Below are 20556 nucleotides of genomic sequence, written 5' to 3' on the forward strand. Positions count from 1 at the left end.
CACCTACAACCACGCCCCACACGAACCCGGCCGGCCGACACCGACCCCACCGCACGGCCACGACGTGCCCCACGAACCCGGCGAGCCCACGCCGAGCGCGCCGGACAGACATGTCCCGCACCCACCCGGCCGGCCGGCGCCGAGCCGGTCGTACGGCCGCGTGGCGCGCTCCCCCGGCCGCTCGGGCCCCGGTGGGCGGCTGCGTGCGTGGGCCGAACTGCTGCGGTTGCCCGCCCTGTTCACCGTTCCCGGGGACGCGCTGGCCGGGGCGGCGGCCGTGGCCGCGCGGCCGGGTCGCGGGAGCCTGCTCGCCATCGGTTCGTCGCTGTGCCTGTACGAGGCCGGGATGGCGCTGAACGACTGGGCCGACCGTGCCGAGGACGCCGTGGAGCGCCCGCACCGGCCGCTGCCGTCGGGCAGGGTCCGGCCCGCCGCCGCCCTGACCGCGGCCTGCGCCCTGACGGCCGCCGGGCTCGCCCTGGCCGCCCGGGCGGGGCGCCCGGCGCTGGCGGTCGCCGCGCCGCTCGCGGCCACCGTGTGGTCGTACGACCTCCTGCTCAAACGGACTTCGGCGGGTCCGGCCGCGATGGCCGCCGCCCGCGCCCTGGACCTGCTGCTCGGCGCCGCCGCCGGTGCCGGACGCGTCCGGCCGGCCCTGTCGTCGGCGGCCCTGCTCGGCACCCACACGCTCGCGGTCACGGCCGTCTCGCGCCAGGAGACCCGCGGCGGCTCTCCGCTCGCCCCGCTCGCCGCGCTGGCCGCCACCGGTGCCGTGACCCGGCTCCTGGCCGACGGCCCGCTCACCACCGCGCTCGCCGTCGGCTACGCCACGACCACGGCCCGCCCCTACCTCCACGCCTCCCTCAACCCCTCACCCCCGCTCACCCAGCGCGCGGTCGGCGCCGGCATCCGCGCCATGATCCCCCTCCAGGCCGCCCTCGCCGCCCGCGCCGGAGCCGGTGCGACCGCCCTGCTCACGGCGGCCCTCGGCCCACTGGCCGCCCGCTCGGCCAGAAGGGTGAGTGTCACATGAGCCTCGTCCGCGCCCGCCAGGGCGACAACACCCCCACCGCCGTCGTCACCGCGGCCCCCGGCCCGGCCGGCCAGGAGCGGGCGTGTCGCACGGCCCCGCCGGTCAGGAAAGGGAGCGCCGCGTGAACCCCCTGCGTTTCGGCTACGGCACCAACGGTCTCGCCGATCTCCGGCTGGACGACGCCCTCGCTCTGCTCGCCGGCCTCGGGTACGACGGTGTCGGGCTGACTCTCGACCATATGCACCTGGACCCGCTCGCTCCGGACCTCGCCGGCCGTACCCGGCGGGTGGCCCGGCGCCTGGCCGGGCTGGGGCTCGGCGTCGCCGTGGAGACCGGCGCGCGGTACGTCCTCGATCCGCGCCGCAAACACGGTCCCTCGCTGCTCGACCCCGACCCCGAGGCCCGCGCCCGGCGCGTGGACCTGCTGCTGCGGGCGGTGCGGGTGGCCGCCGACCTCGGGGCCACGGCCGTGCACTGCTTCAGCGGAATCGTTCCGCCGACCGACCCCGGCCCGGCCCCGGCGTGGGAGCGGCTCGCCGCCTCCCTCTCCCCCGTGCTCGACGCCGCCGAGTCCGCCGGTGTTCCCCTCGCCGTCGAACCCGAACCCGGCCACCTCCTCGCGACCCTCGCCGACTTCCACCACCTGCGCCATCTCCTCGGCGACCCGCCCGCGCTCGGTCTCACCCTCGACATCGGCCACTGCCAGTGCCTGGAGCCGCTGCCCCCCGTCGACTGCGTACGCGCCGCCGCGCCCTGGCTGCGGCACGTGCAGATCGAGGACATGCGGCGGGGCGTGCACGACCATCTGCCGTTCGGCGAGGGCGAGATCGACTTCCCGCCCGTCCTCGCGGCGCTCGCCGCCACCGGTTACCGGGGGCTGACGGTCGTGGAGCTGCCCCGCCACTCCCACGCCGGCCCCCACCACGCCGCCACCTCCCTGCCGTTCCTCCGCCGCGCGACCGCCCGTATCCCGGCCGCCGTGCCCGAAGGGAGCACTCCGTGACCCGTTCGACCGCCGCCGCGGCGCCCTCGCCCGACGCGCTGCGCGACCATCTCGACGCGCACCTCGACCCGCCCGCGCGCGCCTGGCTGCAAGGGGCACTGGCCGAGGCCGCCGACCACCCCGGCGGGCACGGCCCGATCTCGGCGTGGGAGCTGCGGCTGGCCGAGGCCGGCCGGCGCTGCGGCAGCCGGCACGCCGACGCCGCCCGTGTCCTGATCCTGCACACGGCCCGCGCCGACCTCGCCGCCGTCACCCGCGTCTACCGGCAGGGCACCGCCGCCGAACGCCGGGCCGTGCTGCTCGCCCTGCCCCACCTCATCCCCGGCGCCGACGCGCTCCCCCTCGTCGAGGACGCCCTGCGCACGAACGACACCCGGCTGCTCGCCGCCGCGGTGGGCCCCTACGCGGCCCGTCATCTCGACGCCCACGGCTGGCGGCAGGCCGTACTGAAGTGCCTGTTCACCGGCGTCCCCGTCGAGGCGGTGGCCGGTCTCGCCGAACGGGCCCGCGGCGACGCCGAACTCGCCCGGATGCTCACCGATTTCGCGGCCGAGCGCACCGCCGCCGGCCGTCCCGTCCCCAGCGGCCTGTACCGCGTGCTCACCCTCGCCACCGCGAAGTCCGGCAAGGAGGCCTCCTGATGCGCCTGTTCGACCCGCACATCCACATGACGTCCCGGACCACCGACGACTACGAGGCCATGCGGGACGCGGGGATCCGCGCGGTGGTCGAGCCGTCGTTCTGGCTGGGCCAGCCCCGCACCTCCCCCGCCTCCTTCCTGGACTACTTCGACTCGCTGCTGGGCTGGGAGCCGTTCCGGGCCGCCCAGTACGGCATCGCCCACCACTGCACGCTCGCCCTCAACCCGAAGGAGGCCAACGACCCGCGCTGCGCCCCCGTCCTGGACGAGCTGCCGCGCTATCTCGTCAAGGACCAGGTCGTGGCGGTGGGTGAGATCGGGTACGACGCGATGACCCCGGCCGAGGACAAGGCGCTCGCCGCGCAGCTCCAGCTCGCCGCGGACCACGGCCTGCCCGCGCTGGTGCACACCCCGCACCGCGACAAGCTCGCCGGTCTGCGCCGCACGCTCGACGTCGTCCGCGACTGCGCCCTGCCCGTCGACCGGGTCCTGGTCGACCATCTCAACGAGACGACCGTGAAGGAGGCCAAGGACAGCGGTTGCTGGCTCGGCTTCTCCGTCTACCCCGACACCAAGATGGACGAGCGGCGGATGGTGGCGATCCTGCGCGCCTACGGCCCCGAGAAGGTGCTGGTGAACTCGGCCGCCGACTGGGGCCGCAGCGACCCGCTGAAGACCCGCCGGGTGGCCGATCTGATGCTGGCCGAGGGCTTCACCGAGGACGACGTCGACCGGGTGCTGTGGCGCAACCCGGTCGCGTTCTACGGCATGAGCGGCCGGCTGGAGCTGGACGTCGTCCCGCCCGAGGCCACTCACGAGGGCAACTCCGTGCTGCGCGGCGGGGAGTGAGCGATGCGCTTCCGCCACCCGGACGGTACGACCGTCCACCTCGCCTACTGCACCAACGTCCACCCCGCCGAGACCTTCGACGGCGTCCTCGCCCAGCTGCGCGACCACTGCGAGCCCGTCCGGCGCCGGCTCGGCCGCGACCGGCTCGGCATCGGCCTGTGGCTGGCCCATGACGCGGCCCGCGCGGTGGACACCGACCCGGCCGCGCTGCGCGCCCTGCGGCGGGAACTCGACCGGCGCGGTCTGGAGGTCGTCACCCTCAACGGTTTCCCGTACGCGGGCTTCGGCGCGGACGAGGTCAAGTACCGTGTGTACAAGCCCGACTGGGCGGATCGCGCGCGTCTGGAGTACACCACCGCGCTCGCCCGGATCCTCGCCGCGCTGCTGCCCGACGACGTCGCCGAGGGCAGCGTCTCCACCCTGCCGCTGGGCTGGCGCACCACCTGGACCGCCGACCGCGCCGAGGCGGGCCGGGCGGCGCTGCGCCTCCTCGGGCAGCGTCTGGACTCGCTGGCGGAGCTGACCGGCCGCTCGGTCCGCGTCGGCCTGGAGCCGGAGCCGGGCTGCATCGTGGAGACCACGGCGGACGCCCTGGCACCGCTCGGTTCCGTCGGCCATCCCCGCGTCGGCGTCTGCGTCGACACCTGTCATCTCGCGACCTCGTTCGAGGATCCGACGGCCGCGCTGGACGCCCTGGCCGCGTCCCCGGTGCCGGTGGTGAAGGCACAGCTGTCGGCGGCGCTGCACGCCGAACATCCCGGCCGGCCCGAGGTGCGTACCGCCCTCGCCGGCTTCGCCGAGCCGCGCTTCCTGCACCAGACCCGCGCGCTCACCGACGCCGGAGTGCGCGGCACCGACGACCTGCCCGAGGCCCTGGCCGGCGGCCCGCTGCCGACGGACGCACCGTGGCGCGCCCACTTCCACGTCCCCCTGCACGCCTCCCCCACCGCGCCGCTGACCAGCACGCTCCCCGTGCTCCGCACGGCCCTCGCCCGGCTCGTCGGCGGGCCGCGCCCGCTCACCCGGCACCTGGAGGTCGAGACGTACACCTGGCAGGCGCTCCCGCCCGGCCTGCGCCCGCGCGGCCGGGACCGGCTCGCCGACGGCATCGCCGCCGAACTCGCCCTCGCCCGTGATCTGTTGACCGACCTGGGCCTGAAGGAGCTGCCGTGACCGAGCGGAACCCCACCCCGCTCCTCGTCCTCGACGTGGTCGGCCTCACCCCCCGCCTCCTCGCCCGCATGCCCCACCTGGAGGCCCTAGCCGCCGCCGGTTCCCGGGCGCACCTCGGTACCGTGCTGCCGGCGGTCACCTGTGCCGCCCAGTCCACCTTCCTCACCGGCACGCTCCCCGCCGAGCACGGCATCGTCGGCAACGGCTGGTACTTCCGGGAGCTGGGCGAGGTCCTGCTGTGGCGCCAGCACAACGGTCTGGTCGCCGGGGACAAGCTGTGGGACGCCGCCCGGCGCGCCCACCCCGGCTACACGGTCGCCAACATCTGCTGGTGGTACGCCATGGGCGCCGACACCGACATCACCGTCACCCCGCGTCCCGTCTACTACGCCGACGGCCGCAAGGAACCCGACTGCTACACCCGGCCACCGGCCCTGCACGACGAACTCACCGACCTGTTCGGCACGTTCCCGCTGTTCCGCTTCTGGGGCCCGGGCGCGGACCTGGTCTCCAGCCAGTGGATCATCGACGCCACCCGGCACATCCTGCGCACCCGGCAACCGGACCTGACGCTCTGCTATGTCCCCCACCTGGACTACGACTTGCAGCGCCACGGCCCCGACGACCCGCGCTCGCTGCAAGCCGCCGCCGACCTCGACACGGCCCTGGCCCCGCTGCTGGACGACGCCCGCGCGGAGGGCCGTACCGTCGTGGTGCTGTCCGAGTACGGCATCACCCCGGTGAGCCGGCCCGTCGACATCAACCGCGCCCTGCGCCGCGCCGGCCTGCTGGAGGTCCACACCCAGGACGGCATGGAGTACCTGGACCCCATGGCGTCGCGCGCCTTCGCCGTGGCCGACCACCAGATCGCCCATGTGTACGTCCGCCGCCCCGAGGATCTCGCGGCCACCCGCGCCGCCCTCGACGCTCTGCCCGGCATCGGGCAGCTCCTGGACGACGAGGGCAAGAAGGCCCACCACCTGGACCATCCGCGCTCCGGCGAACTGGTCGCCGTGGCGGAACCGGACGCCTGGTTCACGTACTACTACTGGCTGGACGACGCCCGCGCCCCCGACTTCGCGCGCCTCGTGGAGATCCACCGCAAGCCCGGCTACGACCCGGTCGAGCTGTTCATGGACCCCGAGGACCCGTATGTGAAGGTCAGGGCGGCGACGGCCCTGGCCCGCAAGAAGCTCGGCCTGCGCTACCGCATGGCGGTCGTCCCCCTCGACCCCTCACCGATCCGGGGCAGCCACGGCCGCCTCCCCGCGAGCGACGACGACGGTCCGCTCCTGTTGTGCTCCACCCCCCGCGCCGTCGGCGACCGCATCGCGGCCACCGACGTGAAACCGCTCCTGCTGCACCTCGCCGGTCTCACCACCGACGACCCGTCCAGAGAGAGGCACCCGTGAACAACACCCAGCACACCGACGACGATCTGCGCCGCAGCCTCGGTATCGGCCGCCGCCGCTTCCTGAGCACCTGCACCGCCGTCGCGGCCGGCGCCGTCGCCGCTCCCGTCCTCGGCGCCGCCCCCGTCCAGGCCGCACCCCGGGCCGCGGCCGGCGGCGAGGGCCAGTCCCTGGTGCCCCCGGACAAGCGCGGCATCATCCTTTACACCGTCCGGGACGCCATCGGCCGGGATCCGCTGTCCACCTCGCTGCCGTCCGGCTTCCGCGCCGTGTTCGAGCAGCTGGCCCGCTTCGGCTACCGCCAGGTCGAGTTCGCCGGTTACGGCCAGCACCCGAACGCGCCCGGCGGGGCGAGCCTGGAGTCCGTGGAGGGCGCCAGGCTGCTGCGCCGCTGGCTCGACGACAACGGCCTGCGCGCGCAGGGCAACCACGGCTTCATCCCGGGTTCCTGGCCGCTGACCAGCAGCGATCTCGACACCTTCAAGAAGCATCTGGAGATCGCGAACATCCTCGGCCTGCCGCACATGGGCACCGGCGCCGACCCCACCAACAGCCGGTACAAGGCGGACTGGGACGTGGCCGCCGACAAGTGGAACGCCCTCGGCGAGATCGCCCGTCGCGCGGGCCTGAAGCTGTACACCCACAACCACGACGCGGCCTACGACTTCCTGCTCGACGGCGGCCCGCTGGACGCCCAGGGCAGGCCGACCCGCAGCTCCGGCATCCGCAAGCTGGAGTACTTCCTGTCCATCACGGACCCGAAGCTGGTCTGGCTGGAGATGGACGTCTTCTGGGCGCACGTCGCCCAGTACAAATTCCGCACCTACACCGCTCACGACGGCTCCACGCGCACGAACATCTTCGACCCGGCGGGCCTGGTCACCCGCCACGACAGGCGGTACCCGCTCTTCCACGCCAAGGACGGCGTCGTGAACACCACGAACGGCATGGGCTACGACATGGTTCCGTTCGGCACCGGGGTCATCGACTACACGACGTTCTTCTCCCGCGTGGGCCACCGCAATTACCACAACCCGATGGTCGAGCAGGACAACGCCCCGAGCGCGGCCAACCCGGGCCAGTCCCTGGAACACGCGGCCATCGGCTACCGCAACCTGGCGGCACTGCGCCGCTGACACCCGTCCACCCCTCAACGGCCGGGGCCCGCGCGACGGGGCCCCGGCCGCTGCCGGCTAGCTCTGCCAGGTGCCGCGGAGGGCGGAGACGGAGAATCCCGGGCCGTAGGCGACCACCAGCGCGCTCGCGCCGTCGGCAGGGGGTTCGCCATGGGTGCGTTCGAGGACCCGGAGAACCGATACACCACCGAGGTTTCCTTCTTCGGAGAGGGTGTCGAGGGAGTGGCGGGCGTCGGTCCCGGTGAGGCCGAGGGCGTCGGCCGTGTCGAGGATGATGGGCTTGGAACCGGGGTGGATGACGGGCACGTCGACGGAGCGGCCGGCGAGCCAGCCGGTGACGGCGGGCATGACGTGTCTGGCACCGCCGGTCGCTTGTTTGGTGCTGTCGAAGTGCAGTCCGGTGCTGTCGATACGGCCCGCGTACAGGGTGAGGCTGTCCGGGAGGACGTACTCGAACAGCCCGTCCGCGTCGACGGCGAGGCCGGGGCCGAGGGGGTCGCTGGAGACGACGGTGGCGGCTGCGCTGTCGCCGAACAGCGCCTTGTAGATCATGTGCTCGATCTTGGTGTCGGCGTGGTTGTAGGCGGTGGACAGCACTTCGGCGGCGACGACGAGGACGCGGGATCCGGGGTGGAGCAGGGCCTGTTCCACGGCTCGGACCAGGGCGTGGGCTCCGCCGGCGCAGGCGGTGGTCGTCAGGGCGGTACGGCGGATGGTGGGCCGTAGCCCGAGCCGTTCGACCAGGTGGACGTCGAGGTTCGGGACGGCCCAGCCGGTGGCGTGGGTGGTGATGAGGCCGGTGATGTCGCCGGGCTGGAGCCGGTACCGGTCGAGGGTGGCGCGGACGGCTTGTTCGGCCATGGTGAGGCCGTCCGCGAAGGCACGGGCGGCGCGGTCGCCCACCTCCGCGGTGCCGTTGATGGTGGGCGAGTCCAAGGACTGGGTGAAATAGCGGGTCTCCACGCCGCAGTTGCCGAGGACACGGAGGATCGCACCGAGCCGGGGATGGTCGGGGTGGTGGGCGCGAATGTCGTCGGCTATCTCCGCTGTGGTGATTTTGTGCGGAGCGAGGACGGTGGTGGGTCGGGCGATATGAACAGGCATGGGTTCCCCCCTGAAGGCGCTGCGACCTGATTAAGTCAAGGTACGGCAAAATTGGCTGGTTTGTTTCCTTCGCCGTCCTCGAAATACTGCCTGGCCGCGCACCAAAGACGGGCAGATTCAGGCGTTCATGCCCTTCTCCTGGGCTTTCAACATACGCGGTCGGCTCCCGGTCCGTCGCGGGCCCGGCCGGAAAACGAGGATCATGCACCGGGACCCGGGCGCCGCGAGCGGCTGCGCCACACACATCGTCACCCACCCCGGCCCGTCGACCGCGTGACGGATCGGACGCTCGTCGCCGTCGGGGTGGATGGAGGCCCCGCCCTTCTCGTACAGGGGCTGGGCGAGAGGGTCGGCGAGGACGTCCGCCTCGATCTGCCGGAGGACCTTGTCGTCGGAGCGCTGGGCCAGCGCGGCCTGCAACTGAGGCATCACCAGCGGCGCCCACGCCGTGGCCCAGTCGATGAGCTGGTCACGCCCGTCCAGGAGCATCCACCGCATGGTGTTGGCCGGCGCCCGGCCGCTGTCGAACAGGGCGTGGAAGCGGTCGTTGCAGGTGACGAGGTTCCAGGAGGCGTCCGTGACGTACGCGGGGTGCGTGATGCCGGCGACGGCGTCGGCCCAGGCGGCGGGCAGGGCGTGGCCCGAGGTGTCGTAGAGGGGGCCGGGCGGGTCCTCGCCGCGGGCGTACCGGCAGAGGCTGATCCATTCCTGCTCGTTCATGTCGTACAGGCGCGCCACGTCACGCAGGAGGTCGACCGGGGGATGGTGGTAGTTGCCGGATTCCAGGCGCTGGTAGGTGCGCTCGGAGTAGCCGAGAAGTTCGTCGACCTGACCCTGTGACAGACCGGGGGCGCGGCGCCCCCGGCCGGTGGGGCGGGTCAGTCCGTGCGTTTCGGGGGATATGAGCGCGCGGCGGTCTTTGAGGAGCTTTTTCAATGCTTGGCGGTTCACTGGTGGCTTGTCCCCCGGGGGCTGGCGTTGACTGCCGCTCAGTTTAATTAGTGTCACGCTCAATTGATGTAAAAGATTCACCGTAGATATCGACTGGTTGTGTGCTGCATGCTCAGTGACGCGGGGTCGCTGGCCCGCCGATGCGGTGATCAGTGACCGCGTGGTGACACCCTCGCGGGTGCTGACCGGCATGGCTCGCGTCGCCGGCCGGTGTCCGTGAGCAGGGGACCGGGACGGACCGGGAGGGCGACCGGTTTTCGGGTGCCGTCTCCCGTCGGCGGGAGACACGTGCGGCGCCCGAGACGCGGCACTCCGCGGTACACGTCCTGGCTGCCAGGCCACGGCCGGTGCCCCCTCGCCCCACCCCAGGGGCCTCGGCACCGGCCGTCCGGCTCACGGCCGCGGTAGCCGTCAACCGGCCCCTGGACTCCTGTCGGTTCACCCGTTCGGCTCCGCATACGCACGCCGGCGCGGGGCATTCGTGCGGTGCGCGGGAGTGCCCTGGGTGGCTGGTGCCGCGGCCGATCCCCGAGTACGGCCGCGGCACCAGCCGTACGGCCGTTGTACGCGGCGCCGGCCCGTCCCTGCCGGCGTCCGAGGTCGCGTTCACGCCGAGGACCACGCCACCGCGCCCGCTCGATGCCGAGGCGACCAGGCAGGGGGCGAGAACACGGCGAGCCGCCCCGCTACCGGTACGACCTTCGGATCCGGGTGCGACCCCTCACGGGCGCCGACGGGTGTTGAGGCGGGCGGCCTGGCGTGTCAGGTGGTCGCGTTCGGCGAGGTTGGGGGCCTGGTGGGCCGCTTCGGCGTACAGCCGCGCCGCCGTCGCCAGGTCGCCGTCGCGTTCGTGCAGGTAGGCCGCTACGGCGGTGTGGCGGGGCAGTGAGGCGTCCAGCTCGGCGAGTGCCGCGAGGCCGGCGCGCGGGCCGTCGGCCTCGCCGACGGCCACGGCGCGGTTGAGCCGGGCGACCGGGTTGTCGGTCAGGCGCAGGAGTTCGTCGTACCACTCCACGATCTGCACCCAGTCGGTCTCCTCGGCGGTGGGCGCGTCGGCGTGGAGGGCCGCGATGGCGGCCTGGGCCTGGAACTCGCCCAGCCGGTCGCGGGCGAGGGCCGCCTGCAGGATCGCGACGCCCTCGGCGATCAGGCGCGTGTCCCATCGGCCGCGGTCCTGCTCGGCGAGCGGGACCAGGCTGCCGTCGGACGCGGTCCGGCCGGCGCGCCGGGCGTGGTGCAGCAGCATCAGGGCGAGCAGCCCCGCCACCTCGGGGTGGTCGATCGCCGCCGCGAGCTGCCGGGTGAGCCGGATGGCCTCGGCGGCCAGGTCGACGTCGCCGCAGTACCCCTCGTTGAAGACGAGGTACAGGACGCGCAGCACGGTGGCGACGTCGCCGGGCTGGTCGAACCGCACACCGGAGACGGTGCGCTTGGCCCGGCTGATCCGCTGCGCCATCGTCGCCTCGGGCACCAGGTAGGCCTGGGCGATCTGCCGGGTGGTGAGCCCGCCGACGGCGCGCAGGGTCAGCGCCACCGCGGACGACGGCGTCAGCGACGGGTGGGCGCACAGGAAGTAGAGCTGGAGCGTGTCGTCCACGGCGGGCGTGGGCCCGGGGGACGGTTCCTCGTCGAGACGGTCCTCGCGCCGGCGGCGCGCGGTCTCCGCCCGCGCCTGGTCGAGGAACTTGCGCCAGGCCACGGTGACCAGCCAGCCCTTCGGGTCCCGCGGCGGGTCGGCCGGCCAGACGCGGACCGCCTCGACCAGCGCGTCCTGGACGGCGTCCTCGGCCGCCGCGAAGTCTGCTCCGCGGCGGACGAGGAGGGCGAGCACGCTCGGCGTGAGGCTCCTGAGCAGGGCCTCGTTCATCAATGGCACTCGGTGACGTTGGGCGTCGCGGTCAGGAACGGGCGCAGCTCCAGCCACTCGTGGATCGGCTTGCCGCCCGCGCCCGGGGCGGCCGACAGCTCCCCGGCCAGCTCGACGGCGCGCTCGTAGCTGTCGACGTCGATCACCATCCAGCCGGCGATGAGGTCCTTGGTCTCGGCGAAGGGGCCGTCGGTGACCGGCGGGCGCCCCTCACCGTCGTACCGGACCCACGTCCCCTCGGGGGCGAGCGCCTGGCCGTCGACGAACTCGCCGGTCTTCTCCAGCCGGGCCGCGAAGTCCTGCATGTACTGGATGTGCGCCGAGATCTCCTGCGGCGTCCACTGGTCCATGGGCACGTCGTTGACCGCTGCCGGAGCGCCGCGGTAGTGCTTGAGCAGCAGGTACTTGGCCATCGTGCTTCTCCTCGGTGCTGGTGCGACCCATTGTGGCCGCGTTCACCCCTGGGACGGAGCCGATCACGGGTTCTCGACATCGCCGCCCGGATTTTTCTCGCGCTCTCGCGGAGGAGCCCGAGCACCGGAAACCCGAGCCACCGGTATGTGACGAAATGCGGTCTGCTGGAAGATATCCTTCGCCGCGCGACCCGCAGACAACCCACACGAGGGAGGCGCGGGCATGGACTACTACGACCTCGGCAGCCACAGCCGGCGCGTGACCACGTCGTCCGACGAGGCGCAGACCTGGTTCGACCGCGGGTTGAACTGGACGTACGCCTTCAACCACGAGGAGGCCGTCCGCTGTTTCGAGGCCGCCGCCGCGGCGGACCCCGACTGTGCCATGGCCGACTGGGGCCTGGCCTACGCGCTCGGCCCCAACTACAACAAGCCCTGGGAGTTCTTCGACGAACAGGACCTGGAGCGGACGGTGGAGCGGGCGCACGCCGCCGTGCGGCGCGCACACGCGAAGGCGGCCGGCGCCGCCCCGGTCGAGCAGGCCCTCATCGGTGCGCTGGGTGCCCGCTACCCACGGTCCCGGGCCCCGGACGCCGAGGACCGCTCCGTGTGGAACGCCGCCTACGCCGACAGCATGAGCGCCGCCCACCGACTGGCCGACGGCGACCTCGACGTGGCCACCCTGTACGCCGACGCCCTGATGAACCTCACGCCCTGGCAGCTGTGGGACATCCGCACGGGCGGTCCGGCCCCGGGCGCGCGCACCACCGAGGCCAGGGCGGTCCTTGAGAAGGCCCTCGCCACCGAGGCGGGGACGCGGCACCCGGGCCTGCTCCACCTGTACATCCACCTGATGGAGATGTCCCCGACGCCCGAGGCCGCCCTGCCGGCGGGTGACCGGCTGCGGGGTCTGGTGCCGGACGCGGGTCATCTCCAGCACATGCCGTCCCACCTGGAAGTGCTCTGCGGCGACTACCGCCGGGTGATCTCCGACAACACCGAGGCGATCACGGCCGACGAGAAGTTCCGTGCCCGGGCGGGCGCGATGAACTTCTACACCCTGTACCGGTGCCACAACCACCACTTCAAGATCTACGGTGCGATGTTCCTCGGCCGTTTCCAGGACGCGATCGAAACGGCGGACCGGCTGGAGGCCGCCGTACCCGGGGAACTGCTGCGCGTGGAGAGCCCGCCCATGGCGGACTGGCTGGAGGGCTTCCTCGCGATGCGGGTGCACGTGCTCATCCGCTTCGGCCGCTGGGACGACATCCTGCGCCTGCCGCTGCCCGCCGACGCCCGGCTGTACTGCGTCACGACAGCGATGCTGCGGTACGCGCGCGGGGTCGCCCTCTCGGCCACGGGCCGGACCGGCGAGGCCGACACGGAACGCGCGCTGTTCCGTGAGGCGGTCGCCCGGGTGCCGCGGACACGGATGCTGTTCAACAACACCTGTACGGACATCCTGGCCATCGCCGCGCAGATGCTGGACGGGGAGCTGGAGTACCGCAAGGGGAGGTACGAGGCGGCGTTCGCGGCGCTGCGCCGGTCGATCGAACTGGACGACGGCCTGCCGTACGACGAGCCGTGGGGCTGGATGCAGCCCACCCGGCACGCCTACGGCGCCCTGCTCCTCGAACAGGGCCTGGTCGCGGAGGCCGAGGCCGTCTACCGCGCCGACCTCGGACTCGACGACACGCTCCCCCGCCCGCTCCAGCACCCGGGCAACGTCTGGGCGTTGCACGGTCTCCACGAGTGCCTGGTGCGGCTCGGCAAGGAAGGGGAGGCACGGATCGTGGCCCAGCAGCTGAAGATCGCCGCGGCGCTGGCGGACGTACCGGTCGAGGCGTCCTGCTTCTGCCGCCTCCGGACCGTCACCGCGGGCTCCGCGCCCCCGCACGGCTGCTGCGCCGAGGACCACTGACCGTCACGTGCGGGCGGGCCGGACCGCGTCGGGACGGAGCCGCGCTCGCGGAACCGGGGCAGCACCGCCTGTGTCGTCGCCGTCACGCCGAAGGTGTCGGTCTGCTGTCGGGGCTGGTCACGCCGAGCGCGATGACGCGCAGCCGGTCGGACCCGGGAAGGAGGTCCGGACGCGGGGTGCGCATCGTGGCGATGACGTTCCGTCCCCGCGCGTGGAAGTGGCGGGCGGTCTCCCGGCCGTATCCGGAGGAGGTGCCGGTGATCAGGACTGGCTCGTGGGCCGGCGCGGCCCGGCCGCGGTGACGGCCGCGGCGGGACGTCAGGCCCGGCTCGGTTCCGGCTCGGGGAGGGGCGTTGCCGCGCGGCGCGGGAGCAGCAGTGGGGTCGCCAGCAGGAGCGCGCCGGCCATGCCGATGGCCGTGCGCGGGCCGAGCAGGCCGGCCAGGACGCCCCAGACGGCCGTCAGGAGCGCGGTCGAGGCCTTGGTCGTCACCGTCCAGGCGGTCAGCGTGCGGGCGACCCGGTCGGTCGCGGTGCGCTCCAGGCGGTAGGTGGCGTAGACGGGGTTGAAGACCCCGCAGCAGAAGATGAGGCCGAGCTCGACGCCCATCACCAGCAGCAGCCCTCCGGTGCCCGGCCCGGTGAAGGCCAGGGCGACGGACCAGAGGGCACGCAGCGTACCGGCCACGACCAGGACGCGGTGCTGCCCGAACCGGGTGGCGAGCGGTCGGGCCAGCCGTGAGCCGAGCAGCCCGCCGATCGAGGGCGCGGCGAAGGCGAGGCCGTACTGCCACGGCGTGAACCCGAGCCGGCCGAGCATCAGGACGGCCAGCAGCGGCTCGGCGGCCATCACCAGGCCGTTGAACAAGGCGGTGTTGAAGAACAGCGGACGCAGCGTCGCGTCGGCGAGGATGTACCGCCAGCCGTCGAGCAGGTCCCCGGCCCGCATGCGCGCGGCCTGCCGGCGCTCGGGCGGCGGCTCCTGCCCGCCCGTCGCGCGGATGCCGAAGGCCGAGAGCAGGTAACTGACCGCGTCGGCCACGACCGTCGCCACCGGACCGAGGAGCCCGGTGGCCGCACCGCCCAGCGGCGGTCCGATGATCGTGGTCGTCCAGGTCGTGGACTCGAACCGGGCGCCTGCGACGAGCAGGTCCTCGGCCGGCAGCAGTGTCTTCAGGTACGCGCCGGAGGCGGCGCGGAACGTGATGTCGGCCGCCGCGACGACGACCGAGACCAGCAGGAGCTGAAGGAAGGTGAGCGCGCCGAGCGCGTACGCGGCGGGGATCGTCAGCAGCGCCGCGCACCGCACCAGGTCCATCGTGATCAGCACGGGCCGCTTGCGGCGGAACTCCACCCACGGGCCGAGCGGCACCGCCACGGCCGCGCCCACCGCCGCGCCCACGGCGCAGAGCACGGCGACCTCGGCCGGCCCGGCGTGCAGGACCCGGACGGCGATCAGCGGGAACGCGCCGAACGCGAGCCACGTGCCGAGCGCGCTGGCCCCGTACGCTCCCCACAGCCACCCGAACCGCCGCCCCAGCCGGTGCCCGTTCCTCATGTCCGACGCCCCTCGCCCCTCACCCGCACAACCGATCCGCGACCGGAAGCATCAAAGCGAGCGCCGCGAGCAGGGATCAAACAACCACAGAGCCGTCGGCTACAACCAGTGGTTGTGGCTCTAGGGTGTCGGCATGGACCTCGACACCGTCCGGACCTTCGTCGCCGCCGCCGACGCGGGGCAGTTCCAGGAGGCCGCCGCCGAGCTGGCGGTCACCCAGCAGGCCGTCTCCAAGCGCGTCGCCGCGCTGGAGCGCGACCTCGGCGTGCGGCTGTTCACCCGCACCGCGCGCGGCGTCGAGCTCACCATCGACGGGCAGGCGTTCCTGCCGCACGCGCGCGAGCTGCTGCGCGTCGCCGAGCGCGCGACCGCGTCCGTGCGCACCGGCCGCCGTCCGCTGCGCGTCGACGTGATCGCCTCGCGCGTCGCGCCATCGGGCCTGATGCGCGGTTTCCACCACGCGCATCCCGAGATCGACCTCGACGTGGTGATGCTGTTCGACGTCGACACGGCCGTCGCCGCCATCCGGTCCGGCGCCGTCGACGCGTCCTTCCGCGCCGTCGCCATGCCCGGCCGGCCCCTGCCCGAGGACATCGAGTCCGTCCGCGTGCTCGACGAGCCGCACCAGCTCCTCACCGGCCCGGCCCACGCGCTGGCGGGCGCCCGGTCGGTGACGCCGGCTCAGCTCGCCGGTCACCGGATCTGGATGCCCGGCATCGTCCCCGGTACCGAGTGGGCCGCCTACTACGACGATCTCGTCGCCGAGTTCGGCCTCACCATCGAGGCGACCGGCCCCAACTTCGGCTCCGACGCGCTCCTCGACACCGTCGCCGACACCCCGGCCCTGGCCACCTTCACGACCGAGCGGACCCGCCTCGTCTGGCCCGCCGGCCACGGCCTGCGCCGCATCCCGGTGACCGACCCGACGCCCGTCTACCCGCACTCGCTCCTGTGGCACCGCGACAACCCCCACCCGGCGCTGGCCACCCTCCGCGCCCACCTCACCGCCACACCGGCCGGCCACGACACCGCCGGGACCTGGACGCCGGGCTGGGTGCTTCCCCGCTGACACACCCGCTACGGCGAGCAGGCCACCGTTCCGGCCGCACCGGGCCGGCGGCTCCACGACACGCTGCTCCGGCTCGGCGCGGATGGCGCCGACGGCCGCGGCCCCGGCCGGCATCCACCGCCATCCGCCCGTCTCGGTCCGACCCCCGGCAGGTGATCACCCTGCGGCCGAGGCCGGCTCGCGCACCATGAAGACGTCCACGGGGTCCTCGGTTTCGAGGGTGAATCCGTGCCGCTCGTACAACCGCCGGGCCGGGCTGCCCCGCAGTACGTTCAGCCGGACCAGGATGCCGTCGCGGTCGCACCGCTCCAGCAGCCCGCGCAGTACGGCCGTGCCGATGCCGTGGCCCTGGAGGTGCGGGCCCAGGTAGAAGTGCTCCAGCCAGTGGGCGCCGGCGGCCGGCCGCAGCGCCACGCAGCCGGCGAAGGCGCCGCTCACCTCGATCACCCAGGTGTGCGCCGGAGCGAACCCGTCCCGCAGTCGCTGCCGCACCCGTGCCTCGTCGTACCGTCCGAGCCGCTCCAGATCCGCCCGCAGCACCACGGCCCGCAACTCGGCCACCGCCTCGACGTCCGCCTCCGACGCCGGCCGCGTCCTCCACTCCCCCATGATCGCCAGACTACCGCCGCCGGGTTCCCCTTCACGGCGCCGGGAACGGGAACGGCCCGGCACCGCGTGCGCGGTGCCGGGCCGTGGGGTGCGGCGCGGCGGGGCGTCAGCCCTGGCGGGCCTTGTAGCGGGGGTCCTTCTTGTTGATCACGAAGGTCACGCCCCGCCGGCGCACCACCTGGGCGCCCGGCTTGGCCTTCAACGAGCGCAGGGACTTGCGTACCTTCATCGCGGTCTCCTCCCGGGGGGTCGAACGGGTTCCGCCGTCAGGGGCGGTCGGCGGCGGTACGGCCGTAGCGCCGCTGGAAGCGCTCCACCCGGCCCGCGGTGTCCACCACGCGCGAGGTGCCGGTGTAGAACGGGTGGCTCGCCGACGAGATCTCGACGTCGACGACCGGATACGTGGTGCCGTCCTCCCACTCGACCGTCCGCCGGGTGTCGATGGTGGAGCGGGTGAGCAGCTGGAAGCCTGCCGCGCGGTCGCGGAAGACGACGGGGCGGGAGACGGGGTGGATGCCGTTCCTCATGGGGTGTTCCTCCTCGGGGGAGCCTTTGCCGGCGGGCGGCGGAGGTGGGAAGCGGGGTGCGCGCGGGTCAGCGCTCCTCGCGGAAGAGAACGTGCGCGCCGGCCACCGGGTCGTACTTGCGCAGGACCAGCCGGTCGGGGTCGTTCAGACGGTTCTTGCGGGTCACGTAGGTGACTCCGGTGCCGGCCGTCGACTTCAGCTTGACGACGGGGCGTGTGGTGCTGCGTGCCATGAGGGACTCCTTCCGCCGACTGCCCGAGTCCGTTGACTCGAACATGTCAGACAGTTCTCTCAACACCAGCACCCGGTGATGCATTCCCGGCCCTCACCGCCCTCCGCGGGCCCCGATCGCCGCCCGCTCCCGGGCCGCCCGCACCGCCGCCGACAGGCTGACGATGTCGTACGCCCCGTGGTGCCGGCGCCCGTTCACGAAGAACGTCGGCGTGCCCGCCACCTGGCTGAGGTCCGCCGACTCCACGTCCTCGGCGATCCGCGCCGCGCCCCGGTGGGACCGCAGATCCCGGTCGAAGCGCTCGGCGTCCAGCCCGAGGGAGTCGGCGTACGTGCGCAGATGGCCGAGGCGCAGCTCGCCCTGGTGGCTGAGCAGCAGATCGTGCATGTCCCAGTAGCGGCCCTGCGCGGACGCGGCCTCCGCCGCCTCGGCCGCCAGCTGGGCGTGCACGTGCACGTCCGTCAGGGGGAGGTGCCGCCATACGTACCGCACGTCACCGAAGTCGCCGAGCAGCTCACGGACGACCGGTTCGGCCTGTCCGCAGTACGGGCATTCGTAGTCGCCGTACTCCACGACGGTCACCGGCGCGTGCCGGGGCCCCCGGACGTGGTCGCGGTCGGGATCGACCGGCACCGCCAGGTCGACGAGCGTCTCGGCGTCGCCGAGCAGCGCCCGCTGCCGCAGCCGGCGCGGCAGCACCGCGAGGACCGCGGTGACGAGCCGGCTGGTCAGGAAGGAACCGACCAGCGCGCTCAGGATGCCGATCTTGGCGTCCGCCAGCTGTGTCCCCTGGAAGGCGAGGGTCGCGATGAGCAGGGAGACGGTGAAACCCGTCCCGGCCAGGGCGCCGCCCGCCGCGACGGCTCCCCAGCCGACCTGCGGCCGGACCCGCCCTCGGCTGAGCCCGTACGCCAGCGCGGACGCCCCGAGGATGCCCACCGGCTTGCCGACGACGAACGCGAGCAGGATGCCGAGCGTGACCGGCGAGGTGAACGCCCGCTCGAGCTGGTCGGCGTCGAGCGGGATACCGGTGTTGGCCAGGGCGAACAGCGGGACGACGAGATAGCTGGTCCACGGGTGGTACAGGCCCTGCAGCCGGTCGTTGGGCGAGATCGCCGACGCGAGGCCGGCCTGCACCGAGCGTGCCAGCTCGGGCGTCGGCTGCTCGCGGAACATCCGGAACAGACCCGTGGCGTGTTCCAGGTCGGCGCGTGCCGCCGGATAGGCGTAGGTGAGCAGGCCCATGGCGAGGCCGATGACCACGGGGTCGACGCCCGACTCCAGCAGCGCGACCCACGCGACGAGCGCCAGCAGCGCGTAGACCAGGCCCCGGCGTACCCCGAGTGCGCGGGCGAGCAGCATGACGCCGAAGACGGCGACCGCCACCAGCAGCGCCGGCACGTCGACGTGCTCGCTGTAGGCGACGGCGATGACGCCCAGGGCGACGAAGTCGTCGACCACGGTGATCGTCAGGATGAAGATGCGCAGCCCGCCCGGCAACCGGTGCCCGACGACGGCGAGCATGCCGAGGGCGAAGGCGGTGTCGGTGGACATCGCCGCACCCCAGCCGTGCGCGGACGAGTGCCCCGCGTTGACCGCGAGGAAGAGGGCGACCGGTACGACCATGCCGCTGATCCCGGCGGCGAGCGGCAGGGCCAGACGGCGGCGGTCGCGCAGCTCACCCATGTCGAACTCGCGGCGCGCCTCAAGCCCGACGACGAAGAAGAACAGCGTCATCAGTCCGCTGTTGATCCACTCCCGCAGCGGCAGCGACAGACCGTGGCCGCCGAGCCCGACGGACAGGTGCGTCTCCCAGAACGACGCGTAGCCGGCGGGCGCCGTGTTGGCCCACACCAACGCGGCGAGCGCCGCCGTCACCAGGACGGCGGCGCTACCGGTCTCGGTCCGCAGGAAGTCGCGCAGCGGCGAGCGGGAGCCGGCACAGGCGGTCTGGCCCGACAGGTCATCGGGTGCGAACGCCATGTTCATCCGTGCTCATCTCCACCTCGCGCCGAGTGCCGTGTCGGGGCCGACACTGCCGGGGCAACAGCGGCAGGTGGGGCGTTCATTCCATGGGTGAAGACCTGGGTGGAGACATGGGATGCCGTCGTATGCCGGTCATCAGGACAGGTAGCCCTCCACCTGCGACGCAGGGCGTACCTGTGCCTCCCCGGGGTCCTGACCCGCGGCGGCGCGGGCCCGGCGCTGCCGGAGCAGGTCCCAGCACTGGTCGAGTTCGGTCTCCAGCCGCGCCAGGCGTGCCTGCTCGGTCGGCTGGTCGATGCTGTGGTCCGCCAGACGGTCCCGCAGGTCCTTCTCCTGGCTGATCATGTCCGTGATGCGTCCGAGGATCTCCTTCTCGGCCTCGCCACCGGGTCCCGTCGTCATGCGCTTCTCCCCACGCCGTGAGTCGACATCACTCGATCCATGCATTGAACAGCAGGTTCAGGACATCCGCCACGGTAGGACGAGGCACGGCGTCAGGACGTGAGCACGACCCGGCGACCGCTGTCGCTCGTGCTCACGCATTCCCGGTACGGATTCGGGTCGCCCTGACGCTCCTGACACGTCCAGGCGGTCGCGCCGACGCGGATCGTGGCGGGTGCGCCCGACCTGCTGGACGCGGACTTGGTGTAGGCGCTCGCGACCTCCAGGGCCGCGGTGCAGGACTCGGCCGGGTCGGCGAAGACCGCCAGCCCGGTGGCCTTGTCCGCGCCGCAGTACGTGACCGACGCCCGGGCGGCGGCGTCCGCACCGGCGAACGAAGGGGCAGGGGCCCAGAGGCACAGCGCGGCGGCACCCAGTACGGCGGCCGTCCCTGTCGTGATCGAGCGCATCACAGGTGTCTCCCTTGCGGTGACGAACGAGGCCGGGGCATGCCGGATGCGTAGGACATGTGAGGCATACCGGGTATCCAGCCTCCTCTCCGTACGATCATCCACAAGGGCGGGGCGATCGGCACGCCGTCGCCCGGCGGAAGGTACCCGGCCATCGGCAGGTGCCGGACGGGAAACCAGGGGCGCCCGGGCGGCGTAGCCGGTGAGAACCAGGCGCGAGGCG

Annotated in this window: 22 protein-coding genes; 10 read left to right on the plus strand and 12 right to left on the minus strand. The window is 73.3% G+C overall.

Features of this window, described 5'->3' with window-relative positions; genetic code table 11:
• Positions 1-160: 160 nt before the first annotated feature.
• Genes AB0L21_RS30070 through AB0L21_RS30105 form a run of 8 tightly spaced genes read left to right on the plus strand, consistent with a single transcriptional unit; the run spans position 161 to position 7246 of the window.
• A complete protein-coding gene (locus AB0L21_RS30070; protein ID WP_365708164.1) occupies positions 161-1033 on the plus strand; it encodes an SCO3242 family prenyltransferase in 873 nt (290 codons plus the stop codon).
• Positions 1030-1158 (plus strand): hypothetical protein, encoded by a 129-nt coding sequence (locus AB0L21_RS30075; protein WP_365708166.1) that lies wholly within the window; start codon positions 1030-1032, stop codon positions 1156-1158. The genes AB0L21_RS30070 and AB0L21_RS30075 overlap by 4 nt, the downstream gene beginning before the upstream one ends.
• Complete coding sequence (locus tag AB0L21_RS30080; protein WP_365787599.1) at positions 1155-2036, plus strand: sugar phosphate isomerase/epimerase family protein; 882 nt, start codon at positions 1155-1157, stop codon at positions 2034-2036. Before AB0L21_RS30075 ends, AB0L21_RS30080 begins: the two co-directional genes overlap by 4 nt.
• Positions 2033-2677, plus strand: a complete 645-nt coding sequence (locus tag AB0L21_RS30085) for an EboA domain-containing protein (RefSeq protein ID WP_365708170.1) — start codon at positions 2033-2035, stop codon at positions 2675-2677. The genes AB0L21_RS30080 and AB0L21_RS30085 overlap by 4 nt, the downstream gene beginning before the upstream one ends.
• The gene (locus tag AB0L21_RS30090) at positions 2677-3525 is read left to right on the plus strand and encodes a TatD family hydrolase (protein ID WP_365708172.1); all 849 of its coding nucleotides are present in this window, start codon (positions 2677-2679) and stop codon (positions 3523-3525) included. The genes AB0L21_RS30085 and AB0L21_RS30090 overlap by 1 nt, the downstream gene beginning before the upstream one ends.
• A 3-nt stretch (positions 3526-3528) precedes the next feature.
• Complete coding sequence (gene eboE / locus AB0L21_RS30095; protein WP_365787601.1) at positions 3529-4698, plus strand: metabolite traffic protein EboE; 1170 nt, start codon at positions 3529-3531, stop codon at positions 4696-4698.
• Positions 4695-6110 (plus strand): nucleotide pyrophosphatase/phosphodiesterase family protein, encoded by a 1416-nt coding sequence (locus AB0L21_RS30100; RefSeq protein ID WP_365787603.1) that lies wholly within the window; start codon positions 4695-4697, stop codon positions 6108-6110. Before eboE ends, AB0L21_RS30100 begins: the two co-directional genes overlap by 4 nt.
• Positions 6107-7246 (plus strand): sugar phosphate isomerase/epimerase family protein, encoded by a 1140-nt coding sequence (locus AB0L21_RS30105; RefSeq protein ID WP_365787605.1) that lies wholly within the window; start codon positions 6107-6109, stop codon positions 7244-7246. Before AB0L21_RS30100 ends, AB0L21_RS30105 begins: the two co-directional genes overlap by 4 nt.
• 57 nt (positions 7247-7303) lie before the next feature.
• Here AB0L21_RS30105 and AB0L21_RS30110 read toward each other — a convergent pair whose 3' ends face one another.
• From AB0L21_RS30110 to AB0L21_RS30125, 4 genes are all read right to left on the minus strand, one after another.
• Positions 7304-8350, minus strand: coding sequence for a PhlD (locus tag AB0L21_RS30110; RefSeq protein ID WP_365708181.1), 1047 nt, complete (start codon positions 8348-8350; stop codon positions 7304-7306).
• A 117-nt stretch (positions 8351-8467) separates the two neighbouring features.
• The gene (locus AB0L21_RS30115) at positions 8468-9301 is read right to left on the minus strand and encodes a helix-turn-helix domain-containing protein (protein WP_365787607.1); all 834 of its coding nucleotides are present in this window, start codon (positions 9299-9301) and stop codon (positions 8468-8470) included.
• A 721-nt stretch (positions 9302-10022) separates the two neighbouring features.
• On the minus strand, positions 10023-11168 hold the full coding sequence (locus AB0L21_RS30120; protein WP_365708246.1) for a DUF6596 domain-containing protein: 1146 nt from the start codon (positions 11166-11168) through the stop codon (positions 10023-10025).
• The gene (locus AB0L21_RS30125) at positions 11168-11581 is read right to left on the minus strand and encodes a YciI family protein (protein WP_365708185.1); all 414 of its coding nucleotides are present in this window, start codon (positions 11579-11581) and stop codon (positions 11168-11170) included. The genes AB0L21_RS30120 and AB0L21_RS30125 overlap by 1 nt, the downstream gene beginning before the upstream one ends.
• Positions 11582-11804: 223 nt before the next feature.
• Here AB0L21_RS30125 and AB0L21_RS30130 point away from each other — a divergent pair, with 223 nt between their 5' ends.
• Positions 11805-13502: a hypothetical protein gene (locus AB0L21_RS30130; protein ID WP_365787609.1), complete on the plus strand. Its 1698-nt coding sequence runs from the start codon at positions 11805-11807 to the stop codon at positions 13500-13502.
• A 318-nt stretch (positions 13503-13820) separates the two neighbouring features.
• Here the strand turns inward: AB0L21_RS30130 and AB0L21_RS30135 are convergent, their stop codons facing one another.
• Positions 13821-15059, minus strand: a complete 1239-nt coding sequence (locus tag AB0L21_RS30135; protein ID WP_365708189.1) for an MFS transporter — start codon at positions 15057-15059, stop codon at positions 13821-13823.
• 133 nt (positions 15060-15192) lie between these two features.
• Between AB0L21_RS30135 and AB0L21_RS30140 the strand changes: the two genes are divergently transcribed.
• On the plus strand, positions 15193-16128 hold the full coding sequence (locus AB0L21_RS30140; RefSeq protein WP_365787611.1) for a LysR family transcriptional regulator: 936 nt from the start codon (positions 15193-15195) through the stop codon (positions 16126-16128).
• Positions 16129-16284: 156 nt separating this feature from the next.
• On the opposite strand, the gene AB0L21_RS30145 is transcribed toward AB0L21_RS30140, so the two are convergent.
• The 7 genes from AB0L21_RS30145 to AB0L21_RS30175 all read right to left on the minus strand — a co-directional run bounded on the left by AB0L21_RS30145 (position 16285) and on the right by AB0L21_RS30175 (position 20333).
• Positions 16285-16737: a GNAT family N-acetyltransferase gene (locus tag AB0L21_RS30145; RefSeq protein ID WP_365787613.1), complete on the minus strand. Its 453-nt coding sequence runs from the start codon at positions 16735-16737 to the stop codon at positions 16285-16287.
• A gap of 106 nt (positions 16738-16843) precedes the next feature.
• Positions 16844-16966: a type B 50S ribosomal protein L36 gene (gene ykgO, locus AB0L21_RS30150; RefSeq protein ID WP_365708195.1), complete on the minus strand. Its 123-nt coding sequence runs from the start codon at positions 16964-16966 to the stop codon at positions 16844-16846.
• A 37-nt stretch (positions 16967-17003) separates the two neighbouring features.
• Positions 17004-17264, minus strand: a complete 261-nt coding sequence (locus AB0L21_RS30155) for a type B 50S ribosomal protein L31 (RefSeq protein ID WP_365708197.1) — start codon at positions 17262-17264, stop codon at positions 17004-17006.
• A gap of 67 nt (positions 17265-17331) precedes the next feature.
• Positions 17332-17496: a 50S ribosomal protein L33 gene (gene rpmG, locus AB0L21_RS30160; protein WP_014669330.1), complete on the minus strand. Its 165-nt coding sequence runs from the start codon at positions 17494-17496 to the stop codon at positions 17332-17334.
• A gap of 93 nt (positions 17497-17589) precedes the next feature.
• Complete coding sequence (locus tag AB0L21_RS30165) at positions 17590-19485, minus strand: Na+/H+ antiporter NhaA (protein ID WP_365787615.1); 1896 nt, start codon at positions 19483-19485, stop codon at positions 17590-17592.
• A gap of 132 nt (positions 19486-19617) precedes the next feature.
• Positions 19618-19884 carry a DUF2630 family protein gene (locus AB0L21_RS30170; RefSeq protein ID WP_365708201.1) on the minus strand — a complete coding sequence of 89 codons (267 nt, stop codon included), beginning with the start codon at positions 19882-19884 and terminating at the stop codon, positions 19618-19620.
• Positions 19885-19976: 92 nt separating this feature from the next.
• Complete coding sequence (locus tag AB0L21_RS30175; protein WP_365708203.1) at positions 19977-20333, minus strand: hypothetical protein; 357 nt, start codon at positions 20331-20333, stop codon at positions 19977-19979.
• Positions 20334-20556 lie beyond the last annotated feature (223 nt).

The sequence above is a fragment of the Streptomyces sp. NPDC052721 genome (assembly GCF_040678315.1).
GTDB lineage: Bacteria > Actinomycetota > Actinomycetes > Streptomycetales > Streptomycetaceae > Streptomyces.

What these genes read in the sequence shown, in the direction of transcription:
- rpmG (WP_014669330.1), bottom strand. Translation starts at nt 17,496, where the DNA reads ATGGCACGCAGCACCACACGCCCCGTCGTCAAGCTGAAGTCGACGGCC.
- AB0L21_RS30075 (WP_365708166.1), top strand. Translation starts at nt 1,030, where the DNA reads ATGAGCCTCGTCCGCGCCCGCCAGGGCGACAACACCCCCACCGCCGTC.
- AB0L21_RS30165 (WP_365787615.1), bottom strand. Translation starts at nt 19,485, where the DNA reads ATGAACATGGCGTTCGCACCCGATGACCTGTCGGGCCAGACCGCCTGT.
- AB0L21_RS30120 (WP_365708246.1), bottom strand. Translation starts at nt 11,168, where the DNA reads ATGAACGAGGCCCTGCTCAGGAGCCTCACGCCGAGCGTGCTCGCCCTC.
- AB0L21_RS30135 (WP_365708189.1), bottom strand. Translation starts at nt 15,059, where the DNA reads ATGAGGAACGGGCACCGGCTGGGGCGGCGGTTCGGGTGGCTGTGGGGA.
- AB0L21_RS30155 (WP_365708197.1), bottom strand. Translation starts at nt 17,264, where the DNA reads ATGAGGAACGGCATCCACCCCGTCTCCCGCCCCGTCGTCTTCCGCGAC.
- eboE (WP_365787601.1), top strand. Translation starts at nt 3,529, where the DNA reads ATGCGCTTCCGCCACCCGGACGGTACGACCGTCCACCTCGCCTACTGC.
- AB0L21_RS30110 (WP_365708181.1), bottom strand. Translation starts at nt 8,350, where the DNA reads ATGCCTGTTCATATCGCCCGACCCACCACCGTCCTCGCTCCGCACAAA.
- AB0L21_RS30170 (WP_365708201.1), bottom strand. Translation starts at nt 19,884, where the DNA reads ATGACGACGGGACCCGGTGGCGAGGCCGAGAAGGAGATCCTCGGACGC.
- ykgO (WP_365708195.1), bottom strand. Translation starts at nt 16,966, where the DNA reads ATGAAGGTACGCAAGTCCCTGCGCTCGTTGAAGGCCAAGCCGGGCGCC.
- AB0L21_RS30140 (WP_365787611.1), top strand. Translation starts at nt 15,193, where the DNA reads ATGGACCTCGACACCGTCCGGACCTTCGTCGCCGCCGCCGACGCGGGG.
- AB0L21_RS30125 (WP_365708185.1), bottom strand. Translation starts at nt 11,581, where the DNA reads ATGGCCAAGTACCTGCTGCTCAAGCACTACCGCGGCGCTCCGGCAGCG.
- AB0L21_RS30090 (WP_365708172.1), top strand. Translation starts at nt 2,677, where the DNA reads ATGCGCCTGTTCGACCCGCACATCCACATGACGTCCCGGACCACCGAC.
- AB0L21_RS30175 (WP_365708203.1), bottom strand. Translation starts at nt 20,333, where the DNA reads ATGCGCTCGATCACGACAGGGACGGCCGCCGTACTGGGTGCCGCCGCG.
- AB0L21_RS30145 (WP_365787613.1), bottom strand. Translation starts at nt 16,737, where the DNA reads ATGGGGGAGTGGAGGACGCGGCCGGCGTCGGAGGCGGACGTCGAGGCG.
- AB0L21_RS30130 (WP_365787609.1), top strand. Translation starts at nt 11,805, where the DNA reads ATGGACTACTACGACCTCGGCAGCCACAGCCGGCGCGTGACCACGTCG.